Source organism: Salinicola endophyticus (genome assembly GCF_003206575.1).
Classification (GTDB): Bacteria; Pseudomonadota; Gammaproteobacteria; order Pseudomonadales; family Halomonadaceae; genus Salinicola; species Salinicola endophyticus.
The window spans coordinates 745579-772205 of the sequence record NZ_PZJO01000002.1 but is presented as its reverse complement, the minus strand read 5'-3'; the positions used below and the strand labels follow the sequence as shown (position 1 = coordinate 772205).

At 67.0% G+C, this 26627-nt stretch carries 18 protein-coding genes; 12 read left to right on the top strand and 6 right to left on the bottom strand.

Going from position 1 to position 26627, the window contains the following annotated elements; translation table 11 throughout:
• Positions 1-36: 36 nt before the first annotated feature.
• From DOM66_RS06060 to lolA, 3 genes are all read left to right on the top strand, one after another.
• Positions 37-2046 carry a methyl-accepting chemotaxis protein gene (locus tag DOM66_RS06060; protein ID WP_110689547.1) on the top strand — a complete coding sequence of 670 codons (2010 nt, stop codon included), beginning with the start codon at positions 37-39 and terminating at the stop codon, positions 2044-2046.
• 201 nt (positions 2047-2247) lie between these two features.
• Positions 2248-5913, top strand: coding sequence for a DNA translocase FtsK (locus DOM66_RS06055; protein ID WP_280951252.1), 3666 nt, complete (start codon positions 2248-2250; stop codon positions 5911-5913).
• 80 nt (positions 5914-5993) lie between these two features.
• Entirely contained in the window at positions 5994-6635 is a 642-nt protein-coding gene (gene lolA / locus DOM66_RS06050) for an outer membrane lipoprotein chaperone LolA (protein WP_110689545.1), read from the top strand.
• 84 nt (positions 6636-6719) lie between these two features.
• On the opposite strand, the gene DOM66_RS06045 is transcribed toward lolA, so the two are convergent.
• Positions 6720-8057: a replication-associated recombination protein A gene (locus tag DOM66_RS06045; RefSeq protein WP_110689544.1), complete on the bottom strand. Its 1338-nt coding sequence runs from the start codon at positions 8055-8057 to the stop codon at positions 6720-6722.
• Between the two features lie 445 nt (positions 8058-8502).
• On the opposite strand from DOM66_RS06045, the gene DOM66_RS06040 reads away from it, so the two are divergent.
• The 7 genes from DOM66_RS06040 to DOM66_RS06010 all read left to right on the top strand — a co-directional run bounded on the left by DOM66_RS06040 (position 8503) and on the right by DOM66_RS06010 (position 19577).
• A complete protein-coding gene (locus tag DOM66_RS06040; RefSeq protein WP_110674536.1) occupies positions 8503-9051 on the top strand; it encodes a hemerythrin domain-containing protein in 549 nt (182 codons plus the stop codon).
• A 134-nt stretch (positions 9052-9185) separates the two neighbouring features.
• Entirely contained in the window at positions 9186-10085 is a 900-nt protein-coding gene (locus DOM66_RS06035; protein WP_110674454.1) for a LysR family transcriptional regulator, read from the top strand.
• Positions 10078-10917: a glutamate racemase gene (gene murI / locus DOM66_RS06030; RefSeq protein ID WP_110689543.1), complete on the top strand. Its 840-nt coding sequence runs from the start codon at positions 10078-10080 to the stop codon at positions 10915-10917. The genes DOM66_RS06035 and murI overlap by 8 nt, the downstream gene beginning before the upstream one ends.
• Before the next feature lie 10 nt (positions 10918-10927).
• Positions 10928-12052 (top strand): tRNA (uridine(54)-C5)-methyltransferase TrmA, encoded by a 1125-nt coding sequence (gene trmA / locus DOM66_RS06025; protein ID WP_110689542.1) that lies wholly within the window; start codon positions 10928-10930, stop codon positions 12050-12052.
• A gap of 165 nt (positions 12053-12217) precedes the next feature.
• Entirely contained in the window at positions 12218-17050 is a 4833-nt protein-coding gene (locus DOM66_RS06020) for an NAD-glutamate dehydrogenase (RefSeq protein WP_110689541.1), read from the top strand.
• A 208-nt stretch (positions 17051-17258) separates the two neighbouring features.
• Positions 17259-18359 carry a hypothetical protein gene (locus tag DOM66_RS06015; RefSeq protein ID WP_110674458.1) on the top strand — a complete coding sequence of 367 codons (1101 nt, stop codon included), beginning with the start codon at positions 17259-17261 and terminating at the stop codon, positions 18357-18359.
• A 186-nt stretch (positions 18360-18545) separates the two neighbouring features.
• Entirely contained in the window at positions 18546-19577 is a 1032-nt protein-coding gene (locus DOM66_RS06010; RefSeq protein WP_110674459.1) for a quinone-dependent dihydroorotate dehydrogenase, read from the top strand.
• A gap of 128 nt (positions 19578-19705) precedes the next feature.
• Here the strand turns inward: DOM66_RS06010 and rmf are convergent, their stop codons facing one another.
• Positions 19706-19915 (bottom strand): ribosome modulation factor, encoded by a 210-nt coding sequence (gene rmf, locus DOM66_RS06005; RefSeq protein ID WP_035471369.1) that lies wholly within the window; start codon positions 19913-19915, stop codon positions 19706-19708.
• Positions 19916-20165: 250 nt separating this feature from the next.
• Here rmf and rlmKL point away from each other — a divergent pair, with 250 nt between their 5' ends.
• On the top strand, positions 20166-22352 hold the full coding sequence (rlmKL, locus tag DOM66_RS06000; protein ID WP_110689540.1) for a bifunctional 23S rRNA (guanine(2069)-N(7))-methyltransferase RlmK/23S rRNA (guanine(2445)-N(2))-methyltransferase RlmL: 2187 nt from the start codon (positions 20166-20168) through the stop codon (positions 22350-22352).
• A 102-nt stretch (positions 22353-22454) separates the two neighbouring features.
• On the opposite strand, the gene DOM66_RS05995 is transcribed toward rlmKL, so the two are convergent.
• The gene (locus tag DOM66_RS05995) at positions 22455-22730 is read right to left on the bottom strand and encodes a hypothetical protein (protein WP_110674461.1); all 276 of its coding nucleotides are present in this window, start codon (positions 22728-22730) and stop codon (positions 22455-22457) included.
• Between the two features lie 182 nt (positions 22731-22912).
• Here DOM66_RS05995 and pdxB point away from each other — a divergent pair, with 182 nt between their 5' ends.
• On the top strand, positions 22913-24061 hold the full coding sequence (gene pdxB, locus DOM66_RS05990) for a 4-phosphoerythronate dehydrogenase PdxB (protein WP_110689539.1): 1149 nt from the start codon (positions 22913-22915) through the stop codon (positions 24059-24061).
• A 65-nt stretch (positions 24062-24126) separates the two neighbouring features.
• Here the strand turns inward: pdxB and DOM66_RS05985 are convergent, their stop codons facing one another.
• The 3 genes from DOM66_RS05985 to htpX all read right to left on the bottom strand — a co-directional run bounded on the left by DOM66_RS05985 (position 24127) and on the right by htpX (position 26476).
• The gene (locus tag DOM66_RS05985; protein WP_110689538.1) at positions 24127-24873 is read right to left on the bottom strand and encodes a siderophore-interacting protein; all 747 of its coding nucleotides are present in this window, start codon (positions 24871-24873) and stop codon (positions 24127-24129) included.
• A 12-nt stretch (positions 24874-24885) separates the two neighbouring features.
• Positions 24886-25329, bottom strand: a complete 444-nt coding sequence (locus DOM66_RS05980; RefSeq protein WP_110689537.1) for a MarR family winged helix-turn-helix transcriptional regulator — start codon at positions 25327-25329, stop codon at positions 24886-24888.
• Positions 25330-25573: 244 nt separating this feature from the next.
• Positions 25574-26476: a protease HtpX gene (gene htpX / locus DOM66_RS05975; RefSeq protein ID WP_110674465.1), complete on the bottom strand. Its 903-nt coding sequence runs from the start codon at positions 26474-26476 to the stop codon at positions 25574-25576.
• Positions 26477-26627: the final 151 nt, after the last annotated feature.

Below are 26627 nucleotides of genomic sequence, written 5' to 3'. Positions count from 1 at the left end.
GAACCCTGATCCTCTGACAACAAGGTAGAACAATCGATGGCGGCAATTCGACAACGGCTGCGCCATGCGGGTATCGGTACCAAGCTGGCACTGATCGTCGGCCTGCTTCAGGTCGTAGTATTGCTGGGCCTGGCCTTTGCCATGGCGCAGACCAGCAGCAGCCAGCTGCGCAAGGCCACTGAACACGAGCTGGCGACGCAACAGGCATCCATCGCCGACATGCTATCGCTATTCGACTATAGCCTGCAGCAGCAGGCTGATCGCTTTCTCGACATCTTCTCTGATCAGTACATGGGGCGCTTCGTGCTGCTGCCCGATCAGCAGGTCGAGGTGGCCGGTCGCCAGACGCCGATGCTCAAAGATGGGCTCGAGGTGATCAACGACAATACCTGGAAACTCGATCGCTTCACCGAGCAGACCACTGCCCCGGCGACCATCTTTGCCCGGGAAGGCGACGACTTCGTGCGCGTGGCGACCTCGCTCAAGGATGCCGACGGCAAGCGCGCGATGGGTACGCTGCTCGATCGCGGCTCGCGCAGCTATGCCAACCTGATGGCGGACAAGCCCTATACCGGCCTCGCCACGCTGTTCGGCACCGCCTATATCACCAAGTATCAACCTATCCAGGACAGTGACGGCAAGGTCATTGGTGCGCTTTTCGTGGGCGTCGACATCAGCGCCGAGATGGAGAAAGTGAAAGCGCAGATTCGTGGCATGAAGATCGGTCAGCAGGGCTACACCATGCTGATCGCCGCCGGTGGCAAGCGTGATGGGCAGGTGCTCGCAGGCGGGCCCTACGAGGGCACCGACCTGCGCCAGGGCGAGCGCGCCGCCGCCTTCGCGCCGCTGTTCGACAAGGCCTCCGGTGAGCTCGACTACACCGCCAATGGCGAGCAGCGGCTGCTGGCGTTCACCCGCTATCCGGACTGGCAGTGGATCATTGCCGGCTCGGTGTCGATGGACGAGATCAACGCCGGGGTGATGGCGGCCCGCGACCGCTTCCTGCTGATCGCGGTGGGGATCGCGATCCTGCTCAGCCTGCTGCTCTATGTCATCTTCAAGCGACTGGTCTCGCGACCCATGCAGCGCACGGTCGAGCTGGCCCGGGCGCTCGCCGAGGGGGACCTGTCGCAGCGTATCGACAGCCGTCGGCGCGACGAGATCGGCCAGCTGGTGCTGGCGATGAACGGCATCGGCGATGGCCTCGAGCGGATCGTGCGCCAGGTGCGCACGGCGATCGAGGAGACCGATGGGCATACCCAGGAGCTGGCGGCAGGCAACGCGGACCTCTCGGCGCGCACGGAATCCCAGGCATCGAGCCTGGAGCAGACCGCGGCGAGCACCGAGGAGCTCAACGCCACCGTGCGCCAGAACGCGGAGCGAGCCCAGGAGAGCGACACCCAGGCGAGCCAGACTGCCCAGGCTGCAGGCGATGCGCAGAAGACCGTCGACTCGACGGTCGAGGCGATGCGCCGTATCGATGAGATGGCCAAGCAGATCGCCGATGTCGTCGGGGTCATCGACAGCATCGCTTTCCAGACCAACCTGCTGGCGCTCAACGCCTCGGTCGAGGCCGCCCGTGCCGGCGAGCAGGGTCGCGGTTTCGCGGTGGTGGCGCAGGAGGTGCGCGGCCTGGCCGAGCGCTGCGCCAACTCGGCGCGGGAGATCAAGGGGTTGATCGGACGCACGGTGGAGGAGGTCGAGAGCGGCAATCTGCAGGCTGCTGAGGCGGGCCAGCAGGTCGCCGCGATCGTCTCCCAGATCGAGCGTATCAGCACGCTGGTGGCCGAAATCCGTCTCGCTTCCGAAGAGCAGTCCCACGGTATCGAGCAGATCAACGTCGCGGTGTCGCAGATCGACGAGACCACCCAGAGCAACGCCGCACTGGTGCGCCAGTCGAGCCGCTCTACCCAGCAGTTGAGCGAGCAGAGCCGGCGCCTGAGCGAGACCGTGGCGCTGTTCCGGCTGCGCGATGGCGGCGCCACCGAGGACGCCTCGCCGGATGCGCCTGCCGCCAAGGCGCTGCCGGGGCGTACACCGGCCTGACCCCACCATCGCCACACCCGTGACGGGTGTAGCGCCCCCCTGTGATGTCGACGCGGGCCCCGGTATGATGGCGGGTCGAGGAAATCGGCCCGCCGTCGCGGGCCGGTGGTGCATCGCCGTCGACCCGGGGACCACGGAAAGCCCACGGGAACGCGGCCGTTGATGCGTCCTGCCGCAAGCAGGCGCGAGGGGGTTGAGCGTTTGAGTGCCAAGAGTTCGGCCAAGAAGGGCCGTCGTTCATCTGCGCAAGCCAAGGAACAGGCACGTCGTGTGATCATGCAGCTCCAGGGCGTGACCCGCGAAGGCGCCGTGATCCTGTTGCTCGCGATCTGCGTGTTCCTGCTGCTGGCGCTGTTCAGCTATCACCCCGGCGACCCCGGTTGGTCGCATAGCGGCCCGGACCAGGATATCGCCAACTGGATGGGCCGGATCGGGGCCTGGCTATCCGATGTCCTCTATTCACTGTTCGGCGCCAGTGCGCTGTGGTGGCCGGGCATGTTCGGCCTGGCGGCGTGGCGCATCATGCGCCAGCATCAGGTACAGATCGCCTGGGACCCGGTCGCGCTCGCCGTACACACCGGCGGCTTGGTGCTGCTGCTGATGAGCACCACGACGCTGGGCGATCTGCACTTCTACAACCCCGCCAGCGACCTGCCCAATCAGGCCGGCGGCATCCTCGGCATGGGGATCGCCGGTGCACTGTCGCAGCTGGTCGGCGTGCATGGCACGACCCTGATCGCCATTGCCGCCTTCATGTGCGGTTTCACCCTGTTCACCGGCATGTCCTGGTTGACCGTGATGGACGAGCTGGGCAGCTCGCTCAATCGCCTGTTCCAGTGGGTGCGGGCACGCAGCGCCGAGCGCCGTGAGGTGCGTGATACCCGCCGCGCCGAGCAGCAGGCTGAACGTGAGCAGGCCGAACGTGAGCAGGCGTCGCTCGAGGAGAGCGATCCCGACGACGCGGGCGATACCTCGGTGGGCAAGCCGCGCTGGTGGTCACGCTGGCTGCCGTGGCAGCGCGCGCCGGATCTCGAGCAGTGGGAGGAGGAGCCTTCGCTGCAGCGTGAGCCGGCTTGGGAAGGGGCGAGCGCCGAGTCTGGCAGCGGGCAGCGTCAGTCGCGCTGGCGCCACGACGGTAGCACCGATATCCCCTGGGAGGTGCCAGAGCGCACGCCTTCGGCCAAGCAGCCCGAGGCCGCCTACGCCAGCCGCCAGCAGCGCGAAGAGGCGCGGGAGCCGACTTGGCATGAGCGCTCGTCCAGCGTGCCCCGCAGCGAGGCCGAGTGGCGCCCCGCGCGGTCAGCCACGCCGGCGCCGCGGCGCCGCGACGACACCCCGCGCGAGCCCACCCTGACTCCGCGCGAGCCGACTTTGACCCCGCGCGAACCGACTCTGGGAAGCTCGGCGCCCGATGGGGTGACGCCGGAGGCGCCGGCGATGCCGCCGCGCGGTGAGCCCGAGGCGCCAGTGTCGCCTGGTCAGGAGACACCCGAGGATGACGCGGCGCGTACGCCGTTCCGTGCCGATGTCACCCGTCGGCGCATTCCGGAGGCGTTTCAGGCGTCGATGGAGCCGGAGGTGACAGGAGCGGATGCCGACGATGACGGCGCCGCCACGGAGGTTGCGGACCCGCGTGCGGCATCCGCTGACAGCGGCCGACTCTCCGCGGCGGAAGACGAGGCGCCCACCGCACAGTGGGGGCTGCGTGCCGAGCGCCATGAGGCGCCGGCTGACTGGCGCCATGCCCGCGCCGCCAACGAAAGCGGCTCCGACGTTAGCGGCGCCGAAACGCCGCGCCAGGATGACGATGGCACTCGCGGTGGCGCCGTCGAGGGTGGTGTCGCGACGCACCCCGGGCCCGCCGAGCCGACACTGGGCGCGTTTGCGGCTGGCCTGGGCAGCGATCTGCCCGATGCCGGTGCGCGTGAACCGAGCCTCGGTCGGGAGCGCGGTGGCGCTGACGGTTCGCGCTTTGCCGCACCGACAAGACGCGAACCCACGTATCGGGGGCTCGATGACGCGGGCGAGTCGCCGGAAGCCGATGAGAGAGAGGTGCCGGTCGAGCGCTCGCCGTTGCCGCACGGGGGCGCCGACGGCAGTCGTGTGGACGGCGCCCAGGCCCCATGGCATGACGACGTCCCGGAAGATGAGCGGGACGATGCCGGCGATGAGGTCAGGGAAGCTGCCCGTGACTATCCCGACGCACCGGCACCGGCTTCGAGCGGCGTCAGCGCCGCGCCGCCGCGCGGTGACGTGGCCACCGCTGATCAGGCCCGGGCAGCGGCGGACGATCAGCCGACCCTGTGGACCGTCGAGCATCTGCAGAGCCAGCGCCCGGCGTTCGATGACATGCCCGAGCCCACCGGCGATCTGCCCTCGATTCGACTGACCACGCCGGCCGACCCGGAACAGCCCAACTACACCCCCGAGCAGCTCGCCGACATGGCCGAGCTGCTGGAGATGCGTCTGCGCGAGTACGGGGTCAAGGCGGAGGTGGTCGAGACCTGGCCGGGTCCGGTGATCACGCGCTTCGAGATTCGCCCGGCGGCAGGGGTGAAGGTCTCCAAGATCAGCAACCTGGCCAAGGATCTGGCGCGCTCGCTGATGGTCAAGAGCGTGCGTGTGGTCGAGGTCATCCCCGGCAAGCCCACGGTGGGGATCGAGATCCCCAACCCGAACCGGGCCATGATCCGCATTCGTCAGGTGCTCGACTCCGACGTCTACCAGCAAGCCGACTCGCCGGTGACCCTGGCGCTGGGTCAGGACATCGGTGGCAAGCCGGTGGTGGCCAATCTCAACAAGATGCCGCACCTGCTGGTGGCCGGTACCACCGGCTCAGGCAAGTCAGTGGGGATCAACACCATGCTGGTGTCGATGCTGCTCAAGGCGACCCCGGACGAAGTGCGCATGATCATGGTCGACCCCAAGATGCTCGAGCTGTCGGTCTACGACGGCATCCCGCATCTGCTGGCGCCGGTGGTCACCGACATGAAAGAGGCGGCCAACGCCCTGCGCTGGTGCGTGGCCGAGATGGAGCGGCGCTACAAGCTGATGGCGGCCATGGGCGTGCGCAACATCGCTGGCTTCAACGCCAAGCTGGACGAGGCCGAGCGCCACGGCGCCCAGGTCCAGGACCCGCTATGGGAGCCGCAGCCGTGGGAGATGCACCAGCAGCCGCCGACGCTGGCCAAGCTGCCCTATATCGTGGTGGTGATCGACGAATTCGCCGACATGTTCATGATCGTCGGCAAGAAGGTCGAGGAGCTGATCGCGCGGTTGGCGCAGAAGGCGCGCGCCGCGGGTATCCACCTGATCCTCGCCACCCAGCGGCCGTCGGTCGACGTGGTCACCGGCCTGATCAAGGCCAACATCCCCACCCGCATGGCGTTTCAGGTGTCGTCGAAGATCGATTCGCGCACCATCCTCGACCAGGGCGGCGCCGAAAACCTGCTCGGCCATGGCGACATGCTCTATCTGCCGGCGGGGGCGGGGATGCCGCAGCGTGTCCACGGCGCCTTCGTCGACGATGACGAGGTGCACCGCATCGTCGAGGATTGGAAGCGGCGCGGCGAGCCAGAGTACATCGAGGAGATTCTCTCCGGCGGCGTCTCCGCCGACGCTCTCGCCGGCCTCGAGGCCGAAGGCGGCGACGGCGAGGACGCCGAGCAGGATGCGCTCTACGACGAGGCGGTGCAGTTTGTCACCGAGAGCCGGCGCGCCTCCATTTCGGCGGTCCAGCGCCGCTTCAAGATCGGCTACAACCGCGCCGCGCGGCTGGTGGAGGCGATGGAGCAGGCCGGCGTCGTCTCGTCGATGGGCAACAACGGCTCACGCGAGGTGCTGGCGCCGCCGCCGGTCGGCAACTGAGCCCGGCCGCCGGGCATTAAACCCGGCGGCCTTCCCGCTGTCCAAGGATCATGTTCTCCGCACTCAGACAAGGAATGCCCATGCGTATGATGAAGAGCCTGGCTGCCGCTGCACTGCTGCTGGCCACCCAGGCGGCGCACGCCGACCCGGCCTCGGTCGAACGCCTGACCCGGCTGCTCGAGCCGCTCAAGACCTACTCCGCGGATTTCGATCAGCAGATTCTGGACGCTTCGGGCTCCAGCCTGCAGGACACCAGCGGCCACATGTGGCTGTCGCGTCCCGGCCATTTCCGCTGGGAGGTGAACGAGCCCTACCGCCAGATCGTGGTCTCCAACGGCCAGGAGGTGACGCTCTATGATCCCGACCTCGAGCAGGCCACGATCCAGCCGCTCGATGATCGCGTCACCCACACGCCGGCGCTGCTGCTCTCCGGCAGTGCCTCGGAGCTGGCACAGAACTATGAGGTGACGGGGCAGCAGCAGGGCACCGGCGAGACCTTCACGCTCAAGCCCAAGGCCAACGACACCCTGTTCGAGCAGCTCAAGCTGACCTTCTACAGCGAGAAGTTGGGCATGCTGCAGATGACCGACAGCACCGGCCAGCGCACCGCGATCAAGTTCGACCATGCCGACGTCAACGGCAACATCGACCCGGCCAAGTTCCGCTTCGAGATCCCCGCCAGCGCGGACGTCATCCGCGAGCAGTCACCCGCCACGCCCTGAGCCGTCGCGGCCCGTCCAGCGGGCCGCGCCTGTCGCTCGATTCATCATCGGCCCGTCGCCGTCCGCTGGCGACGGGCTGTCGCCTCATGCCTGGCGATCGGCCTCACGGTCGAGTTCGTCACGCCACGCCTGCATCTGCTGATAGCGCTTCTCCTGGCCGAACTCGCTGGGCACGTAGAAACTGGCCTTGGGTAGCGCCGATGGCCAGCAGTCGTGGGCGCTGCCGGCGGGGTAGCCGTTGGGCTCGCTATGGGCGTAGCGGTACCCCTCGCCGTAGCCCAGCGACGCCATCAGTTGGGTCGGTGCATTGCGCAGATAGACCGGCACCTCGAGATCGGCATGCTCGGCCACGAACGCCTTGGCCTGGGCCCAGGCCTGATCGACGCGGTTGCTCTTGGGCGCGGTGGCGAGATGGATGGCGGCGTGGGCGATGGCGCGCTGACCTTCGTAGTCGCCCAGACGCAGATAGGCATCCCAGGCCGCGATCACCAGCGGCAGGGCACGCGGGTCGGCATTGCCGACGTCCTCCGAGGCGATCGCGGTGAGCCGACGCACCACGTCGAGCGGATCGCCGCCGCCACGCATGAACTGCGCCATGTAGAGCAGGGCGGCGTCGGGCCGCGATGAGCGTATCGACTTGTGGATCGCCGAGAGCAGGTCGTAATAGTGCTCGCCCTGCTTGTCGAAGGCCGCCCCTTGATGACCGATCACCTCGACCACGGCATCGCGCTCCAGGGTTTCGCCATGGTCGTCGCGGCCGGTGAAGTCGCAGGCGGTTTCCAAAAGCCCCAGGGCGCGCCGTGCGTCACCCGCCGCGGCACGGGCGAGGATCGCCAGGGCCTCGTCGCTGGCGCGAATGTCACGCTGACCCAGGCCGCGCTCGGCATCGCCCAGGGCGCGCTTGATCACCGTGATCAGCGCCTGCTCGTCGAGCGCCTTGAGCACGTAGACCCGGGCCCGCGACAGCAGCGCGGAGTTGACCTCGAACGAGGGGTTCTCGGTGGTGGCGCCGATCAGCGTCAACAGGCCCGACTCCACGTGCGGCAGCAGGGCATCCTGCTGGCTCTTGTTGAGGCGGTGGATCTCGTCGAGAAACAGCAGCGTCTGACGCTCGCGCAGCTGCGCCTCCTGGGCCCGCTCCACCGCGGCGCGGATATCCTTGACCCCGGCCATGACTGCCGAGAGCTTTTCGAGCCGGGCACCCGACGCCTCGGCGAGAATATCGGCCAGGGTGGTCTTGCCCACGCCCGGCGGGCCCCACAGGATCATCGAGCGCACACTGCCGCTCTCGGCCATGCGTCGCAGCGGCTTGCCCGGGCCGACCAGCGCTTCCTGGCCGACATAGTCGTCGAGACGCGTCGGCCGCATGCGGTAGGCGAGCGGCGCATTGTCCTGGGGGGCGCTATCGGCAAAGAGGTCCATCGGCGTACTTCCGGTTTGCGCTCGGCAACGAGCGGGTACATTTCACTACGCCAATCGCGACTTAAGGCGTAGGGCTTTCTCTCCCAAACCCGCTAGGGTAAGACATTCGAGGGCCGCTCGCGGCGCAGGTCGCGCCTGTGCCCGCGAGCCATGCCTGGTGGCGCCGGGGCACTGCGAACGGCACGTCGTCGATTCTACCCAAGTGCGCCCCGAGACAGTATGGCCACCGCGGATCGAGTGCTCCGGCACCGTTTGCTCGGCAGTTCAGGGGGCCGTCGAATAAAGTCGCGGCGGGTCACGTGGCCGACGCGACGGCGCTACACTGCAGCACTACACGGCGGCCATCGAGTGCCGCTACACTGAGGTCTCGGCACGCTGGATTCCAGTCTCGCCACTTCACGCTCGTCGTCATTGCCGCTGCACGGACAGGAGAACTCCCATGCCCATGCTGACTCAACTGCGCCAGGATCACGCCAACATGGCGCGTCTGCTCCACGTGCTGCACCTCAAGCACAAGACGCTCGCCGATGGCGAACGCCCCAATTTCCGCCTGATTCGTGAGGTGGTGGACTACATTCTCGACTACATGAGCGGCTTCACCATTCCGCTGGAGCGCATTTGCCGCGAGCAACTCTCCAGTCGGGCCAGCGACACCGATGCGCTGTTTGCACGGCTGGCGGAGGACTATCAGCATCTCCACGAACAGCTGATGCGTCTCTCCGGCGACATCGACATGATCCTGATGGATGGGGTGATGCCGATGGACAAGTTCGCCGAGGATCTGCGCGCCTATCTCGAGGCCCACCGCGCCTATCTACGTGCCGAACGCGAGGAGCTGTTCCCGCTGATCCGCGAGCACTTCGACGATGATGACCTGACACGCCTGGCAGCCGAGATGCCGCCCCAGGCAGAGTCCGAGCTGTCACGGCTGCAGGAGGCCTATCCGGAGCTCTACTCCGAGTTCCGTGACGCGCCGTCTCCCCTCGACGCCTGAGCGTGGCGGGCCGCCGGCCCGCACGGCACGATGCCCAGACGATCGCACGGCGCGATCCTTCGACGACGATCGCACTGCGCGATCGTCGTCGCTTTGCGTAGAATGGTCGCCCTAAAGCGCGAGAGGGGGCCGGGATGGATCGGCTACAGGCGATGCAGGTGTTCCGGGCCGTGGTCGAGGCCGGCAGCTTTGCCGGCGGCGCTCGCCGGTTGGGCGTGTCCAATGCCATGGTCAGCAAGCAGATATCGCGCCTCGAGGAGAGTCTCGGGGTGCGCCTGCTGGCGCGTACCACTCGGCGGTTACAGCTGACCGCTGAGGGTGAGCGCTATCTGACCACCACCGCGCGGCTGCTCGATGAGCTCGACGAGCTGGAGGCGGGGCTGGGCGAACAGCGCGGCGAGATTCGCGGTCGCCTGCGGCTGTCGGCGCCGATGGATTTCGGCGCGCAGGCGCTGATGGTGGTGCTCGAAGCCTTCGAACAGGCGCATCCGGCGGTCACCCTGGAGCTGGTGCTCGAGGATCGTCACGTCGACCTGCTGGCCGAGGACTACGATCTGGTGGTGCGGATTGGCGCGCTCGAGGATTCGAGCCTGATCGCCCGGCCGCTGATGCGCATGCCGTGCTACCTCTACGGTGCCCCCGACTATCTGGATCGCCACGGCACCCCCGATCACCCTCGCTCGCTCAAGCATCACCGCTGTCTCCACTACACGCTGGCACGTCAGGGGCCGCAGTGGACCTTCGAGGTCGACGGCGAGCCGCAGCGGGTGCGGTTTCGTCCGGCGCTTGCGTGCAACAACGGGCGCGCGCTGATCGAGGCCGCGGCGCTGGGCATGGGGTTGGTGGTCAAGCCCGCCTTCCTGGGAGAGCCCGAGGTGGCGGCGGGGCGCCTGGTGCGCCTGCTCGAGACATTTCCGATCCCCGCGCTCGACGTCCACCTGCTCTACGCCGAGCGCGACTTCATGCCGGCCCGCCTGCGCGCACTGATCGAGACGCTGCTGACCCACTTCGCCGGGAGCCCGGCCCATGCGTGATGCGCTGATCTTCGACTCCGGTGTCGGTGGGCTCTCGGTCAGCGCCGAGATCCGGCGCTGGCTGCCCCAACTCGGCCTCGACTATGTCTGCGACAACGCCGCCTTGCCCTACGGCACCAAGCCCGATGCCTGGCTGGTGGAGCGGATCGTCGAGGTATGCCTGGCGGCGTGTGCCGAGAGCCATCCACGGGCGCTGGTGGTGGCCTGCAACACGGCCAGCACGCTGGCGCTGGAGGCGCTGCGCGCGCGGCTGGCGATTCCGGTGGTGGGTACGGTGCCGGCGATCAAGACCGCCGGCGAGACCAGCCGCTCGCGGGTGATCGGTCTGCTGGCGACCACTGCCACCCTCAACCGTGCCTATCTGCAGCGGCTGGTGGCCGATTTCGCCGCTGACTGCCGGCTCGTCGGCGTCGCCGCGGATGCCCTGGTGGTTGCCGCCGAGCGCAAGCTGGCTGGCGCCGCGCTCGACGCCGAGGCGCTGGCCGCTGCGCTGATGCCGTTGTGGCGCGAGCCGGCGCTGGACACGGTGGTGCTGGGGTGCACCCATTTTCCGCTGCTGCGCGCCGAGCTCGAAGCGCAGGCGCCACGCCCTATCCGCTGGATCGACTCGGGTGCTGCGATCGCGCGCCGCCTGGGGCAGGTGCTGGATGTCGTGCCCCTGGCCGCGCCGGCGGCCACGCTGCCCGCGGTGACGACCGGCACCAGCTGGGCGACCGGCGCCGACGCCACTGGGCTGGCCACGGCGCTGGCCGGCTTCGGCTTCGCCCCGCCGCGGCCTCTGCCGGCCGTCGCCGCGGTGCCCGCCGACACTGCTATTTCCGCTATCGATTGAGGAGTTTTTCGTGGTCATCACCACCATCGACCCGGCGCGCTACGACGCCCAGCTCGCGGCCAAGCGCGCGCGGATCGAGCAGCAGTTCGCCGCCTTCGACCCGCCGCCGCTGGAGGTCTTCGCCTCGCCGCCGATGCACTACCGCATGCGCGCCGAGTTCCGCCTCTGGCACGAAGGGGAGGATCTCTACTACGCCATGTTCGAACCCGACCCCGAGGCCCCGCTGCACAAGGGCCGGGTGGCCCAGAAGGTGGTGCGTGTCGATCAATTTCCGGTCGCTGGCGAGCGCATCAATGCACTGATGCCCCAGCTGCTGGAGGCCATTCGCGACGACACCACGCTGCGGCGCAAGCTGTTCCAGGTCGAATTTCTGACCACGCTCAGCGGTGAGGCGCTGGTCACGCTGATCTATCACAAGCCGCTGGACGCCGAATGGGAGCAGCGTGCCCGCGAGCTGCAGGCGACGCTGGGGGTGGCGCTGATCGGGCGTTCGCGCAAGCAGCGCCTGGTGCTCGAGCGCGATCACGTGTGGGAGCGCCTGACGGTCGAAGGGCGCGAGTTCCACTATCAGCAGGTGGAGAACAGCTTCACCCAGCCCAACGCCGAGATCTGCCGCGCCATGCTCGGCTGGGCGCGGGATGCCACACGCAGCAGCGTCGGCGACCTGGTCGAGCTCTACTGTGGCAACGGCAACTTCACCGTGGCGCTTGCAGAGAACTTCCGCCGCGTGGTGGCCACCGAGATCTCACGGACCTCTGTCGCTTCGGCCCAGGCCAACCTCGCCGCCAACGGGATCGACAACGTGCACGTGGCGCGGATGTCGGCGGAGGAGTTCGCCCAGGCGCTGGCCGGAGAGAAGCAGGGGCGACGAGTGGCCGCGATGGCCCTCGATGCATGCGACTTCTCCACCGTGCTGGTCGACCCGCCGCGGGCCGGTCTCGATGCCGCCAGTTGTGCGCCGCTGATGGAGTACCCGCGAATCGTCTATATTTCCTGCAACCCCGACAGTTTGGCGGTCAATCTGGCGCAGCTCACCCAGACGCATCGGATCACGCGGATGGCGCTGTTCGACCAGTTTCCCTGGACCGACCACTGCGAGTGTGGGGTCGTGCTCGAGCGCCGCGAGACGGCCTGAATTTGTCAAGTCGCACCGGCGTCGGATGGTGGGTGTCATGATGCGTAAGCGACATGCGCCATAACGAAGCTTCAAGTGGATAGGGCGCCCTCGGGCGCTGGCGTAAGCTTCGCACCATGTGAATGCGGCCGCCATATCGACGGCCGGTGCCAGCCGAGGTGATAGATGCAACACGTCGCGATCGAAGGAAAGACGGAGTTTCTGGAGCAGCTGCGGGAGAAGCTGGCGAAGCGACTTCCCGAGGAGAAGGTGAAGCGGATCACCGCCTTCGCCGAGGATCTCTATGCCACGGCGCCCTTCGAGGAGGCGGCCGACCGCCAGTTGGACGATGTCTACGGTGCCACGCTCGCGGCGTGGCACTTCATGCGCACCTTCGATCCCAGCGATGCCAAGGTCCGCATCTTCAACCCCAACTTCGAAGAGCACGGCTGGCAGTCGCCGCACACCGTGGTCTCGGTGCTGCACCCGGACATGCCGTTTCTGGTCGATTCGGTGCGTATGGAACTCAACCGTCGCGGCCTGACCCTGCATGCGATCCACAATGCGGTGCTGGCGGTCGAGCGCGACGCCCGCCACCACGCGGTGAAGATCACCGGGCCGCGGGCCAAGGAGGCGCCGGCGTCGCGCGAGTCGCTGATTCTGATCGAGATCGATCGCCACAGCGATACGGCGACACTGGATGGCCTGGAGCAGAGCCTGCATGAGGTGTTGCGTGACGTACGCACCGCGGTCACTGACTTCGAGCCGATGTGCGAAAAGCTGCGCGAGGTGATCGCCGAGGTCGAGGCCCAGCGCCCCGCCTCGGTGAGCGCGGCGGATCAGAAGGAGACGGTGGCGTTCCTCAAGTGGCTGCTCGACGAGCACTTCACCTTCCTCGGCTTCGCCGAGAGCCGGCTCTCCGGCAGCGGCGCCAAGGCGCGCGAGACGCGGGTCGAGGGCAGCGAGCTGGGGGTGCTCAAGCTCGACGAGCCGCGCTATCAGGAGTCGGTGCGCTTCGAGCCCGACGAGGAGCCGGGCCCCATGCCGGCGCTGCTGCGCTTCGCCAAGAGTGCCCACCATGCGCTGGTGCACCGGCCGACCTATCCCGATCACATCGCCATCACCCGCCATGACAAGCAGGGCAAGGTGATCGGCGAGTGGCGCTTCTTCGGGCTGTTCACCTCGCTGGTCTACAACGAGTCACCGCGCTCGGTGCCGGTGCTGCGGCGCAAGGTGCAGGCGGTGATCGACGCCGCCGGGGTCAACCCCAAGGGCCACAACGGCAAGCTGCTGTTGCAGATTCTCGAGGTGCACCCGCGCGACGATCTGTTCCAGAGCACCATCGAGGAGCTGAGTCAGACCGCTTTCGGCATTCTCAATATCCGCGAACGCCGCCGCGTGCGCCTGTTCATCCGCGAAGACCGCTGCGGCCAGTTCTACTCCTGCCTGGTGTTCGTCCCGCGCGACATCTTCTCCACCGATCTACGTCTGCGCATCCAGAACCTGCTGTGCGATGAACTCGACGCCACCTTCGCCGACTTCAACCCTTATCTCTCGGAGTCGGTGCTGGCGCGCATCCAGTTCACCTTGCGCTTCAACGGCGACGAGCCGGTGGCCTTCGACCGCCGGGCGCTGGAGAAGAAGGTCATCTTCCTGGCGCGTAACTGGCGCGAGGATCTGCACGGTGCATTGATCGAGAGCCTGGGTGAAGAGGAAGGCAACCGCCAGGCACAGGTGTTCCGCGACGCCTTCCCCGGCGGCTACCGTGACGACTTCTCGGCGCGCACCGCAGCCAACGACATCCGCCACCTGAGCGGGCTCGATGACGGCGCGCCGATCGGGGTCAGCCTCTATCATCTGGCCGAGAACACCGCCGATAGTGTCAATCTCAAGCTCTATCATACCGACTCGCCGATTCCGCTCTCCGACATGCTGCCGGTGCTCGAGAATCTGGGGCTGCGGGTGATCAGCGAGCGCCCATATCATATCGATACCGAGCACCAGACCTACTGGATTCATGACGTCTCTTTCGATTACCGCGGCGCCGGCGAGGTCGATCTGCAGGCGATGCGCGACAACTTCATCGACGCCTTCACGCGGATCTGGGTGGGAGACGCCGAAAACGATGCCTACAACCGGCTGATCATCGGCGCCGGCCTCGGCTGGCGGCAGGTGGCGGTGCTGCGCGCCTACGCGCGTTATCTCAAGCAGCTGCGCATCGGGCTGTCGCAGGACTACATCGCCAACACCCTGGCCGCGCATGCGGATATCACCCGCGGTCTGTCGCGGCTGTTCGAACTGCGCTTTGCCCCGGATCTGGACGGCGACCGCGACAGCCGCTGCCAGGAGGCAGTCGACGACCTCAATGCGCTGCTCGATCAGGTGGCCAGCCTCAATGACGACCTGCTGCTGCGGCGCTACGTCGACCTGATCCAGGCCACCGTGCGGACCAACTACTTCCAACCGGGGGACGACGGTAGCGCCAAGGCGTACATCTCGTTCAAGCTCGAGCCGAGCAAGGTTCCGGGCATGCCCAAGCCGCGGCCGATGTTCGAGGTGTTCGTCTACTCGCCGCGCATGGAGGGGGTCCACCTGCGCGGTGGCAAGGTCGCCCGCGGCGGCCTGCGCTGGTCCGACCGCAACGAGGATTTCCGCACCGAGATCCTGGGTCTGATGAAGGCGCAGCAGGTCAAGAACTCGGTGATCGTGCCGGTGGGTGCCAAGGGTGGCTTCATCTGCAAACGCATGCCCGAGAATGGTGACCGCGACGCCATCCAGGCCGAGGGCATCGAGTGCTACCGCCTGCTGATCCGCGGCCTGCTCGACATCACCGACAACCTCGATGGTACCGACGTGGTGCCGCCGCAGGCGGTGGTGCGCCACGATCCCGACGACCCCTACCTGGTGGTCGCCGCCGACAAGGGCACCGCGACCTTCTCCGACTACGCCAACGCGATCTCGCTGGAGTATGACTTCTGGCTGCGCGACGCCTTCGCCTCCGGCGGTGCCCAGGGTTATGACCACAAGGGCATGGCGATCACCGCCCGCGGCGCCTGGGAGTCGGTCAAGCGGCACTTCCGCGAGATGGGCCTCAACACCCAGAAGGATGAGTTCAGCGTGCTCGGTATCGGCGACATGGCCGGCGACGTGTTCGGCAACGGCATGCTGCTCTCCGACAAGATCCGTCTGGTCGCCGCCTTCAACCACCGTCATATCTTCGTCGACCCGACGCCGGATGCGGCCAAGTCGTTCGCCGAGCGCAAGCGCCTGTTCGAGACGCCGCGGTCGAGCTGGTCGGACTACGACGAGGGGCTGATCTCGGACGGTGGCGGGGTCTTCTCGCGCGATGCCAAGTCGATTGCCATCTCGGCGCCGATGAAAAAGGCCTTCGGCATTGAGGCCGACAAGCTGTCGCCCAACGACCTGATCAACGCCATGCTCAAGTCGTCGGTGGATCTGATCTGGAATGGCGGCATCGGCACCTACGTCAAGGGCCACGACGAGAGCCATGCCGATGTCGGCGACAAGGCCAATGATGGCCTGCGCATCGATGGCCGCGAGCTCAACTGCCGCGTGGTCGGCGAGGGCGGCAACCTGGGCCTGACCCAGCGCGGGCGCATGGAAGCCGCGGCCAAGGGGATTCGGGTCAACACCGACTTCATCGACAACGCCGGCGGCGTCAACTGCTCCGACCACGAGGTCAACATCAAGATCCTGCTCGACGGGATCGTCCAGCGCGGCGACATGACCGAGAAGCAGCGTAACCAACTGCTGGTGGAGATGACCGACGAGGTTGGCGAGCTGGTGGTGCGCGACAACTATCGTCAGACCCAGGCGCTGTCGCTCGCCGAGCTGCAGTCGCTGGAGGGGATGGGGCCGTACCGGCGCTTCATCAACGAACTCGAAGCTGCTGGCAGCCTCGATCGTGAGCTCGAGTTCCTGCCCAGCGACGAGCTGCTCGGTGAGCGCAGCAACGCCGACGGTGGGCTCACCCTGCCCGAGCTGAGCGTGTTGATCTCCTACGCCAAGAGCACGCTGAAGAGCGATCTGATCGCCGCCGATCTGCCCAACGACCCGCAGCTGCAGCAGCACGTGGCCAAGGCATTTCCGGCGACCCTGACCGAGCGGTTCGCCGACGATCTTGCCCAGCATCGGCTGAAGCGCGAGATCGTCGCGACCCAGATCGCCAACGACTTGGTCGATCACATGGGTATCACCTTCGTACGCCAGCTGCGCGACTCCACCGGCGCGTCGCGCCTGGAGATTGCCCAGGCCTACGTGATCGCCCGCGACAGCTTCGGCTTCAATCGTCTGTGGGAGCAGATCGAGGCGCTCGACTACCGGGTCGAGAGTCAGGTCCAGTACCGTATGATGCTCGATCTGATGCGCCTGATGCGGCGTGCCACGCGCTGGTTCCTGCGCCATCGCGGCACGCTCAGCGTCAAGGAGTGCGTGGAGCAGTTCGCGCCCCAGTTGACCCAGCTGCAGGAGGACATCGGCAACCGCCTCAAGGGCGACGAACGAGAGGCCTGGGAAGGGCGCCGCGACGAGCTGGTCGAAGCCGGGGTGCCCAAGGCCCAGGCTGCGGTGGTGGCTGCCGCGCCGAGCCTCTATGCCGGTCTCGGCATCATCCAGGCAGCGCGTGTCAGTGGCGAGAAGCTCAAGCGCGTGGCCGAGGTCTACTACGCCATCGGCCACCAGCTGGAGCTGCCGTGGATGATGCGCCAGATCAATGCCCTCGAGGTGCGTGACAGCTGGCAGATGCAGGCGCGGGAAACGTTCCGCGACGACCTCGACCGCCAGCAACTGGCGCTGACGGTGAAAGTGCTGGGCATGAGCGATGCCCCGCGCGAGGTGGAAGCGCGGGTGACCCGCTGGGAGGAGCAGCACGCGCCGCTGTTCGAGCGCTGGAACGCGCTGCTGGGCGAGATCAATGCCGGCACCCAGGTGAGCTTCGCGCTGATCGCGGTGGCCATTCGCGAACTGGTCGATCTTGCCGAGAGCGAGAGCGACGGCTAAGGTGGCGGCGGGCCGGTGCGTACCCGCGCGCGCCGGTCCCCGGCTTGAAACAGTGATTTGAAAAAGCGATTTGAATCGTCCGCTGGCCGATGTCCCGGCCAGTCATCACGCATTGTCACAGGCGCTTGCCTGAGAACCGTTAAGGTGTTCAGGCAAGCGCCTCTGTTATGCTGCAGCGATCCGCAGGCAGTCAACGCAGAGAGGCCCCATGAAGTATCGCGCGTTTTCCACCCTTATCCTGGCCGTCGGTGTCGCCACCGCACTGCCCGCCATGGCCCAGAGCGAGGCGCTCAAGCAGGCGCAGGCCGCGGCCGCCAAGGTCGACCTGACCAGCTTCTTCAAATCCAGCTCCGATGCCCGTAGCCAGAGCTTCTTCTTCGGCGGCGTGCAGCAGCATCCGTTCACCGTCGACGAGGCCGGACGCTACCGCTTCACCAGTTCGACTCTGCCCGGCGAATCCCTGGATTACCGCATCAAGGCCACGCTGATCGACGCCAACGGTAACGTCCTGGCCAAGGGTAGCGGGCTCGGCAACACCGGCGGCCTGGAGATGGAGCAGCGGCTCGAGCCGGGCAACTACACGCTGCAGGTCTCGGGGCAGAAGTTCGGCAGCACCAAGACCGGCGGTAACAGCTTCAACATCCAGGTCGATGCGCTGGACGCCAGTGGCAAGGTGATCACCGCTGACCAGGGCGGGGTCGACAATGGCGGTGGCATCATGTTCGGTGGCCCCGGCAGCAGTGGCCGCACCACCGCCTTCGTCGACGACAAGGACGATGTGGCGACGCTCAGTGCGCCGGGACGTGACGCAGCCAGTGCGGTTGCCGGTGGCGCGACCGCTGGCACCAGCGAGGCCGCGCCCAAGGGCCCCGACTTCGGCACCGCCAATACCGGCTCGGCGTCCAAGCCGGCGACGGCCGGGCAGGCCAGCGCGCCGACCGGCGCCTCCGCCCGCGAGCGTCAGCAGGCGCCGCTGCCGAGCAGCTTCGATGAGATCGTTTCCGATATCAAAGTGCTGCAGCAGGGCGAAGTGCTCACCTTCGACGTCGCCCAAGCCGGCACGGTCTCGGTCACCAGCTCGACCTTCCCCGGTCACGAAGGCAGTTTCCGCCTTCAGGCCAAGGTGCTCGACGCCGATGGTCGCACGGTGGCCAGTGACGAAGGCTCGCTGGCCGATGGCAACTTCGATATCGAGACCGTGCTCCAGCCCGGCCGCTATCGGGTCTGGGTCAAGGGCCAGCGGTTCGGCTCGGCGATGAACTCGGTCAACAACTACACCCTGCGCGTACAGCAGCTCGACGCGCGCTGATCGACAGTTGGGGGCGTGCCTCGCCCCAGGCATCGAAACCCGGCCCCGTGCCGGGTTTCGGCGTCATGGGAGGGTGGCAGATAATGTCACCTGGCATTCGAGCGGGTGCGGTTCGTCTCGCCGCCCCCAGTTGGGATATACTCGCTCGCCGCTGTCGATCCCTTTTGCCACCGACGAGATTTCTCCATGTACCCCGTCGTTCGTTCTCTGCTGTTCCGGCTCGAGCCGGAGACCGCACATCGCGTCACGCTGACCGCTCTGGATGTGGCGCATCGGCTGCGTCTGTCGGGGCTGCTTGGCGATGCCGACAGCTCGGGCGAACCGGTGGAGGTGATGGGACTGACGTTCGCCAACCGTATCGGACTGGCGGCGGGGCTGGACAAGAACGCCGAGCATCTGGATGCCCTGGGGGCGCTGGGGTTCGGTTTCGTCGAGGTGGGCACCACCACGCCCAAGCCGCAGTCGGGCAATCCGCGTCCGCGTCTGTTCCGGCTGACCGGGACCCAGGCGATCATCAATCGCATGGGGTTCAACAACACGGGGGTCGATCAGCTGGTCGCCAACGTGCGCAAGAGCCGCTACCGCGGGATCATCGGCATCAATATCGGCAAGAACCTGACCACGCCGGTGGAGCGCGCGGTCGACGACTACCTGACCTGCCTGCGCAAGGTCCACGCCGCGGCGCACTACGTCACGGTCAATATCTCCTCGCCCAACACCCCGGGACTGCGCAACCTGCAGTTCGGTGAGCATCTCGATAGCCTGCTCGGGGCGCTCAAGGAGGAGGCCGTGCGGCTGGATGCGGAGCAGGGACGCCACGTGCCGCTGGCGGTGAAGATCGCTCCCGACATGACCCGAGAGGAGATCGCGCTGGTGGCACGGACGCTTGCCGACAACGAGATCGATGCGGTGATCGCCACTAATACCACGGTATCGCGCGAGAACGTCACCGGTACGCCGCATGCCCACGAAGCGGGTGGGTTATCCGGGGCGCCGCTGTTCGCCACCTCGACCGCGGTGGTGCGCGAGCTGCGCCGACTGCTGCCGACCCTGCCGATCATCGGTGCCGGTGGTATTGACAGCGGCGTTCGGGCGAGCGAGAAGTGCCAGGCGGGGGCGGATCTGGTGCAGCTCTATACCGGTTTCATCTATCGCGGGCCGGAGCTGATCGGGGAGTGTATTCGCGCGACCGGAAACAGCAGCGCAGCATCTGCCTGAGCGCACGGGTCAGATGCCTTGACCGGGGAGGCGTGTCGATGCGCCCCTGGCGGTGGCAACAAAAAGGCCCGCGCTGTGCGGGCCTTGAGTGTGATGAGGCGATGCTCGTCAGCGGCGCGGGCCGCTATTCAAGTCATCACCATGGGGTTCTTGTGGATACCGGACACGCCGGTCATGCCATCCCACTGGTCCCCGCGACCTTCACGCCAACCGCTCATCCAGTTTTCGCGCAGGTTGATATCCTGGCTCGGGCATTCGTCGCGTGAGCGACCGGCGACCCCCGCCTTGTAGCCGTGCAGATATGCCCGCTGGTTGCGATCACGTTTCTGTCGTTTCATCGTATGGCCTCTTGTCGGAACAAGTGCATCACCTTTGGGAAAACACAGAGACTCCACGGCGTACCGTTCGCCGAAAGAAGACTCCGCCCGCGAAAACGTCCGGACAGGCATACGCATGCGTTGTTTCGTAGCTACACCTCTAGCTTTAGCGGAAATGAGAAACGATGTCGATGAGCGTTTTGTCATAAGGCCAGATTGAAAATGCACTCACGGGAATATGACCGGGCCGAGACGGTTCGGTGACGCCACCATGAAAGACGATAACTCGCTGTTGAGCCTTTATATCACCTGCCCCTGGGGCGTCGAACCGCTGCTCGCGGAAGAGGTCGCCGAGCTGGGGGCGGAGATACAAAAAACTACCGTCGCCGGGCTGCATGCGCGGGCCGATCTCGCCACGGCCTACCGTCTGTGTCTGTGGTCGCGCCTGGCCAACCGGGTGATCCTGACCCTGGGGCGCGAGAGCGGCTGCGACACCCCGGAGGCGATCGTCACCGCGGTGAGCCAACTGCCCTGGGCCGAGAAGCTGCGCGACGGCCATACCCTGGCGGTGGACTTCCACGGCCAGTCGGCGGCGATTCGCCACACCCGCTTCGGTGCCCAGGTGATCAAGGATGGGGTCGTCGAGGCGCTGGCGGCGGCCGGGCGCCCGCGGCCGCAGGTCGACCTCGGCCAGCCTGACGTGCGCCTCTACGCCAATCTGCACAAGGGGCAGTTGCTGGTGGGCATCGACCTGGTCGGCGCCAGCCTGCACCAGCGCGGCTATCGGCGTGACGTGGGCCACGCTCCGCTGAAGGAGAATCTGGCCGCGGCGCTGCTGGTGCGAGCCGGCTGGCCTGCGCGGGCCAAGCGCGGCGAGCCGCTGGTGGACCCGATGTGTGGTGCCGGCACGCTGCTGATCGAGGCGGCGATGATGGCCGCCGATATCGCGCCTCAGCTCACCCGGGAGCGCTTCGCCTTCGAGCGTCTGGCCGATTTCGATCCGGCGCTGTGGCAGACCCTGGCCCGCGAGGCCAAGGTGCGTGCCGATCTCGGCCGGCGGCGGGCGCGTTCGCGCCTGTGGGGCTTCGATCAGAGCCCGCAGGCGATCGCTGCGGCGCGCAGCAATGCCATGCGCGCGGGAATACCGGCACTGATCGAGCTGGCCGGCGCTGCAGTGAAGGGGCTGACGCCGCCCGCCGAGGCCACCACGCCGGGGTTGGTGATCACCAACCCGCCCTACGGCGAGCGTCTTGGCGAGCTGCCGGAGCTGGTGGCGCTCTACGGCGATCTGGGGCAGCGGCTGAAGCAGCACTTCGGCGGCTGGCAGCTGGCGCTGTTCACCGGTAACCCGGATCTTGGCCATCGCCTGGGCCTGCGTGCGCACAAGCAGTACGCGTTCAAGAACGGACCGCTCGACTGCAAGCTGCTGCTGGCCGATGTCGCGGCGCGCGATCCCGAGGCCCCTGCGACCGCGTCGACCGCACAGACGCCGGCGACGGACGCGTCGGCGCCGCTGAGCGAGGGCGCGCAGATGTTCGCCAACCGCTTGCAGAAGAATCGCAAGCGTCTGGCCAAGTGGCTCAAGCAGTCGGGGGAGCGCTGCTACCGGCTCTACGACGCCGACATGCCGGAGTATGCGCTGGCGATCGACGTCTATGGTCACCGGGTGCATGTCCAGGAGTACGCTGCGCCACGTTCGGTCGACGCCGACAAGGCCCAGCGGCGGCTGCTCGATGCGCTGAGTGCGATCCCGGCGGCGCTCGATGTGCGCCCCGAGCAGATCCACTACAAGCAGCGTGAGCGGCAGAGCGGCAAGGCGCAGTACCGCAAGCAGAGCGACAGCGGCGAGCGCTTCGTGATCGAGGAGGGGCCGGCCAAGCTGTGGGTCAATCTCACCGACTATCTCGACACCGGGCTGTTCCTCGACCACCGCCCGGTGCGCCGGCTGCTACGCGAACGCGCCGCGGACAAGCGTTTTCTCAACCTGTTCTGCTACACCGGCACGGCCACGGTGCACGCCGCCCTGGGCGGGGCCAGTGACAGCCTGAGTGTCGATCTCTCGAATACCTATCTCGACTGGGCGCGGGACAATCTGGCGCTCAACCAGCTCGATCCCGGTCGTCACCGGGTGGTGCGCGACGACTGTCTGCGCTGGCTAGAGACCGCCGGTGGCAGTTTCGACCTGATCTTTCTCGATCCGCCGACCTTCTCCAACTCGAAGAAGATGGCCGGCACGCTGGATATCCAGCGTGATCACGTGCGTCTGGTCGAGCTGGCGATGGCGCGGCTGGCACCGGGTGGGGAGCTGATCTTCTCCAACAACCAGCAGCGCTTCAAGCTCGATCCGGCGCTGTCGGCGCGCTTCGCGGTGACGGAGATCACCGCGCAGACCTTCGACCCGGACTTCAGCCGGCGCGCCAATCTGCACCACTGCTTCAGCATCCGCCATCGCGAGTGACGATGGCGCATCCCCCTGGTGACCGGTGGCGGGTGCCAGGGCAGCGACGCCTACGGGGTTGCGTCGCGCCCTTGATTCAGAGAGGGCAGGTGAGCCAGAGACTCAGTCGAGCAACGATAGCTGGGCCATGGCGCGGCGCCCTTCGGGGCTGTCGTCGTCGGCTTCCAGCACCTTGCGGAAGCCGCGCGCCAGCTGGATATGCGCCAGGTCGTCGAGCCACAGCATGGCCTGCTCCCGGCTTTCGGCCACGGCATGCTTGAGGCCGCCATACTGGGTGCCGATCTGGCCCCAGGCGCGGCTGAAGATCCAGTCGCCGAACATGTCCTGGTGCAGGTGCACCAGAACGTAGTCGTGTCCACTCTCCCAACGAACGATCACGCGAACTCCTGTCGTGGTTGTATGCCCCGGCTTGTCCCTGCCGGGTGTCCCGCCTAAGATGGCTGCGCCGGGCGGCGCGGCCGTGCCGTCATGGCTCGTATCGGGCTCATTGTAAAGCAAGCGCGGCAGAAATCGACGCGTACTGCGCAAGCCCTTCAGGCCGACAGGGAGAAGCCGTAGACATGCGAATTCTGGTGGACGAGAACGTGCCCCTGGCGGAGGCCTTCTTCGGCGAGTTGGGGGAGGTGACGCGCCAGCCCGGGCGTGAGATGAGCGCGGCCAGCGTGCGCGATCACGACGCCCTGGTGGTGCGCTCGATCACCCCGGTCAATGCGGCGCTGGTGGCCGGGTCGCGACTCAAGTTCGTGGGTACCTGCACCATCGGCACCGACCACGTCGACCTGGCGGCACTGCGCGAGCACGGGATCGGTTTTGCCAACGCTCCCGGCTGCAACGCCGAGGCGGTGGTCGACTATGTGCTCTCCAGCCTGCTGCTGTTGAGCGAGCGCGACGGGGAGGACCTGTTCGCCAAGACCGTGGGTATCGTCGGGGCCGGCAACGTCGGCGGGCGCCTCGCCGCACGTCTGGCGGCGCTGGGCATCGATCACCTGATCTGCGATCCGCCGCGTGCCGACGCCGAAGGGGGCGTGGGGTTCGTCGACCTCGACGCGCTGATCGCGCGCGCCGATGTCATCTGTCTGCACACGCCGCTGGTGGCCGCCGGAGCGCATGCCACCCGGCATCTGCTCGATCGGCGGCGGATCGAGGCGCTGGCGCCGGGGACCGTGCTGCTCAACGCTGGCCGCGGCGACTGCCTCGACGGCACGGCACTGAACGAACGTCTGGCTCGCGACGCCGACCTGCGCTGCGTGCTCGACGTGTGGGAGCAGGAGCCGGGGATCGACGAAGCGCTCTATGCCCGGGTCGATCTCGCCACGCCGCACATCGCCGGCCATAGTGTCGATGGCAAACTGCGCGGCACCGAGATGATCTATCAGGCACTGTCGCGTCAGCTCGGTCTACCCGCGCGGCAGAGCCTGGAGCGGCTGACACCGGCGCCTTGGCTGCCGCGACTGGTGCTCGACGCCGACACGCCCCGCGACGACGCGCTGCGGCTGTGCGCGCGGGCCTGTTACGATCCGCGCCGCGACGCCATGGGGCTGGAGCGCTATCGCCGGCGCCTGGGCATGGCCCAGGGCTTCGACGCCTATCGTCGCGACTATCCGGTACGCCGCGAGTTCCAGACCCTGGAGGTGGCGCTCACCGCCGCGGCCCCCGAACTCGAGGCGGTGCTGCGCGGCTTCGGCTTCGGTGTCGCCACGCCTGACTGAGTGCCGCGGCGGGGCGAGGGGCATGGGGTCGAGTGTCACGCAGGATCGAGCGTCGTAGCCGACGCTCAGGCGCTTTCGCGCTCGGCATCCTCGCGCTTGCTGAGGCGGTGTCCGTCTTCGCTGGCACCATACTTCCAGTAGCTCGAGAGATACATCTCGCGTTTGTCGACGCCGCGCTCGTCGAGCAGGTGGCGGCGTAGGCGGCGCATCGCCGAGAACTCGCAGGCGATCCAGATACCCGCTTTTCCCGGCCGCCAGGCCAGTTCGCTCACGGCGCGAAGCAGGCCCTCGCTGTCGCGTCCCGGGTGCGATTCGATACGCCAGCTGATACGCATCCCGGGCGGCGCCGTCAGCGGCTGGATATCGGCCTCGCTGATCACCTCGATAATCACTTCTCCTACCGCCTGCGGCGGCAGCCGTTCGAGATTGGCGGCGATCGCCGGCAGCGCGGTCATGTCGCCTACCAGTAGATACCAGTCGGCGTCCTCTGCCACCCGCTTGACCGGCCCGGGGCCAGCGATCTCGATGATGTCCCCCGGGCGGGCGTTGCGCGCCCAGTTGGCCGCCGGCCCGCCGTCGGCGTGGAGCACGAAGTCGACCTCGATGGCGTCCTCACGCTGTCGGCGCACACTATAGGTGCGCATCCGCGCTGGCGTATCGTCCTCCCGGGGCAGCACCAGCTTGATGTAGGCGCTGGCCTGATCGGCGGGGAAGGTGCGCATCGCCTCGCCGCCAAGGGTGAGGCGCAGCATGTGTGGGGTCAGTGGCTGCCGGGCGAGCACGGTGAAGGCACGTGGTGGTGTCTTGGGCATACGGGGCTCCTGTCAGTCAGCAGAGGGCGTGGGACGTTCGAGATTGTCGATCAGACGCTGCGCCAGCGCCTCGAAGGCGGCGAGCTCGGCCTCGCTCAAGCCTTTGGCGAGATGCGAATGGGCGCGCTGCTCACAGGCATCGACCCGCGCCAGCATGGCCTGGCCGGCGTCGCTGAGCGTCAGTCGCTGGCGCCGGCCATCGTCGGGTGACGGACTTCGGCACACCAGTCCGCGGGTGTCGAGATCGCTCAGCAGGCGCGCCAGTTGGGCCTTGTCCCACGTGAGTCGCGCGCTGATCTCGCTGGCGCTACACGGTGCCAGGCCGCGGATCGCCTTGAGCGTGCGGATCTGCGCGACGCCGAGTCCGAGCCGCTCATCGTCGTAGGCGCGGCGCAGGGCACGCTTGTAGGCGTGCAGCAGGCGGTGAAGGGTATCGCCGGCGAGCACTTGGGACATGAAAGTTCCGTTTTTTGGTTGATAAAGTCAACCAATTGAACGGTGCTTGAGGATGAATGTCAACCATTCTCATCCATGCGCCGGGAAAGTCACCTTCTGGTCGCTTGCGCAGTCGGTGTTGGCATACAGCGATATCGCCCGGTCGTTGGGGGCGCTCTCAGGGGGCGGCAGCCGTGATAGACAAGAACGCCCCGCCGAGGGGGCGGGGCGTTGTGCGGTCGAACGTGATGCCAGGGTATGGCGCTCAGTCGCGGTAGGCGGACTCTTTCAGCGCGCGGATCCGATCATCCAGCGGCGGGTGGCTGGCGAACAGCTTTTCCATCAGCTTGCGCGTCTGGCCGGTGGTGATGGCGAAGGCGGTCAGCGAATCCGGCATCTGGTCGGGCTGCTGGGTCTCCGCCTTGAGTCGGGAGAGGGCGTTGATCATGGACCCGGCGCCGGCATACTTGGCCCCGGCGGCATCGGCCCGATACTCGCGAAAGCGTGAGAACCAGGCGACGATGATCGACGCCACCAGGCCGAACACGATCTCGGCGACGATGACGACGGCGAAATACCCCATGAAGCCGAGGCCGCCGCCGTTGTCGCGGCCGCGCAGGAAGCTGTCGACCACCTGGGCCACCACGCGGGCGAAGAACATCACGAAGGTGTTGAGTACCCCCTGGATCAGCGCCAGGGTGACCATGTCACCATTGGCCACGTGGCCGATCTCGTGGGCCAGCACCGCCCGTACCTCTTCCGGGCGCATGCGTTCGAGCAGCCCCTGGGAGACAGCCACCAGGGCGTCGTTCTTGTTCCAGCCGGTGGCGAAGGCGTTGGACTGCTGGGCCGGGAAGATCGCCACTTCCGGCATCTGGATATTGGCCTGCTGGGCAAGCTCGCGCACGGTGTCCAGCAGCCACTGCTCGGTGGAGTTGCTCGGCTGGTCGATCACCTTGGCCTTGGTGCTCATCTTCGCCATCCATTTGGAGATGAACAGCGACACCAGCGAGCCGGCCATGCCGAACACGAAGCAGAAGATCAGCAGGCTGTTCATGTTCAGCCCGTTGGCGTTGAGATAGGGCTCGACGCCCAGCAAGCGCAACGTGATGCTGGCGACGAGAACCACCGCCAGGTTGGTTGCCAAGAACAGGATGATTCGCATCATCGGTTTCTACCCTCAGTCGTGGAAAACCTGCGTTACCGAGGGCCGGATGGCCCCCGGCTATTGCTTAGCCTGTTATGTGTTATCGCCGGTTAATCAGCTGGTTATGAACCGTTAGATACGACGTTAAGCGATAGGTTTCAAGAGGGGGAAG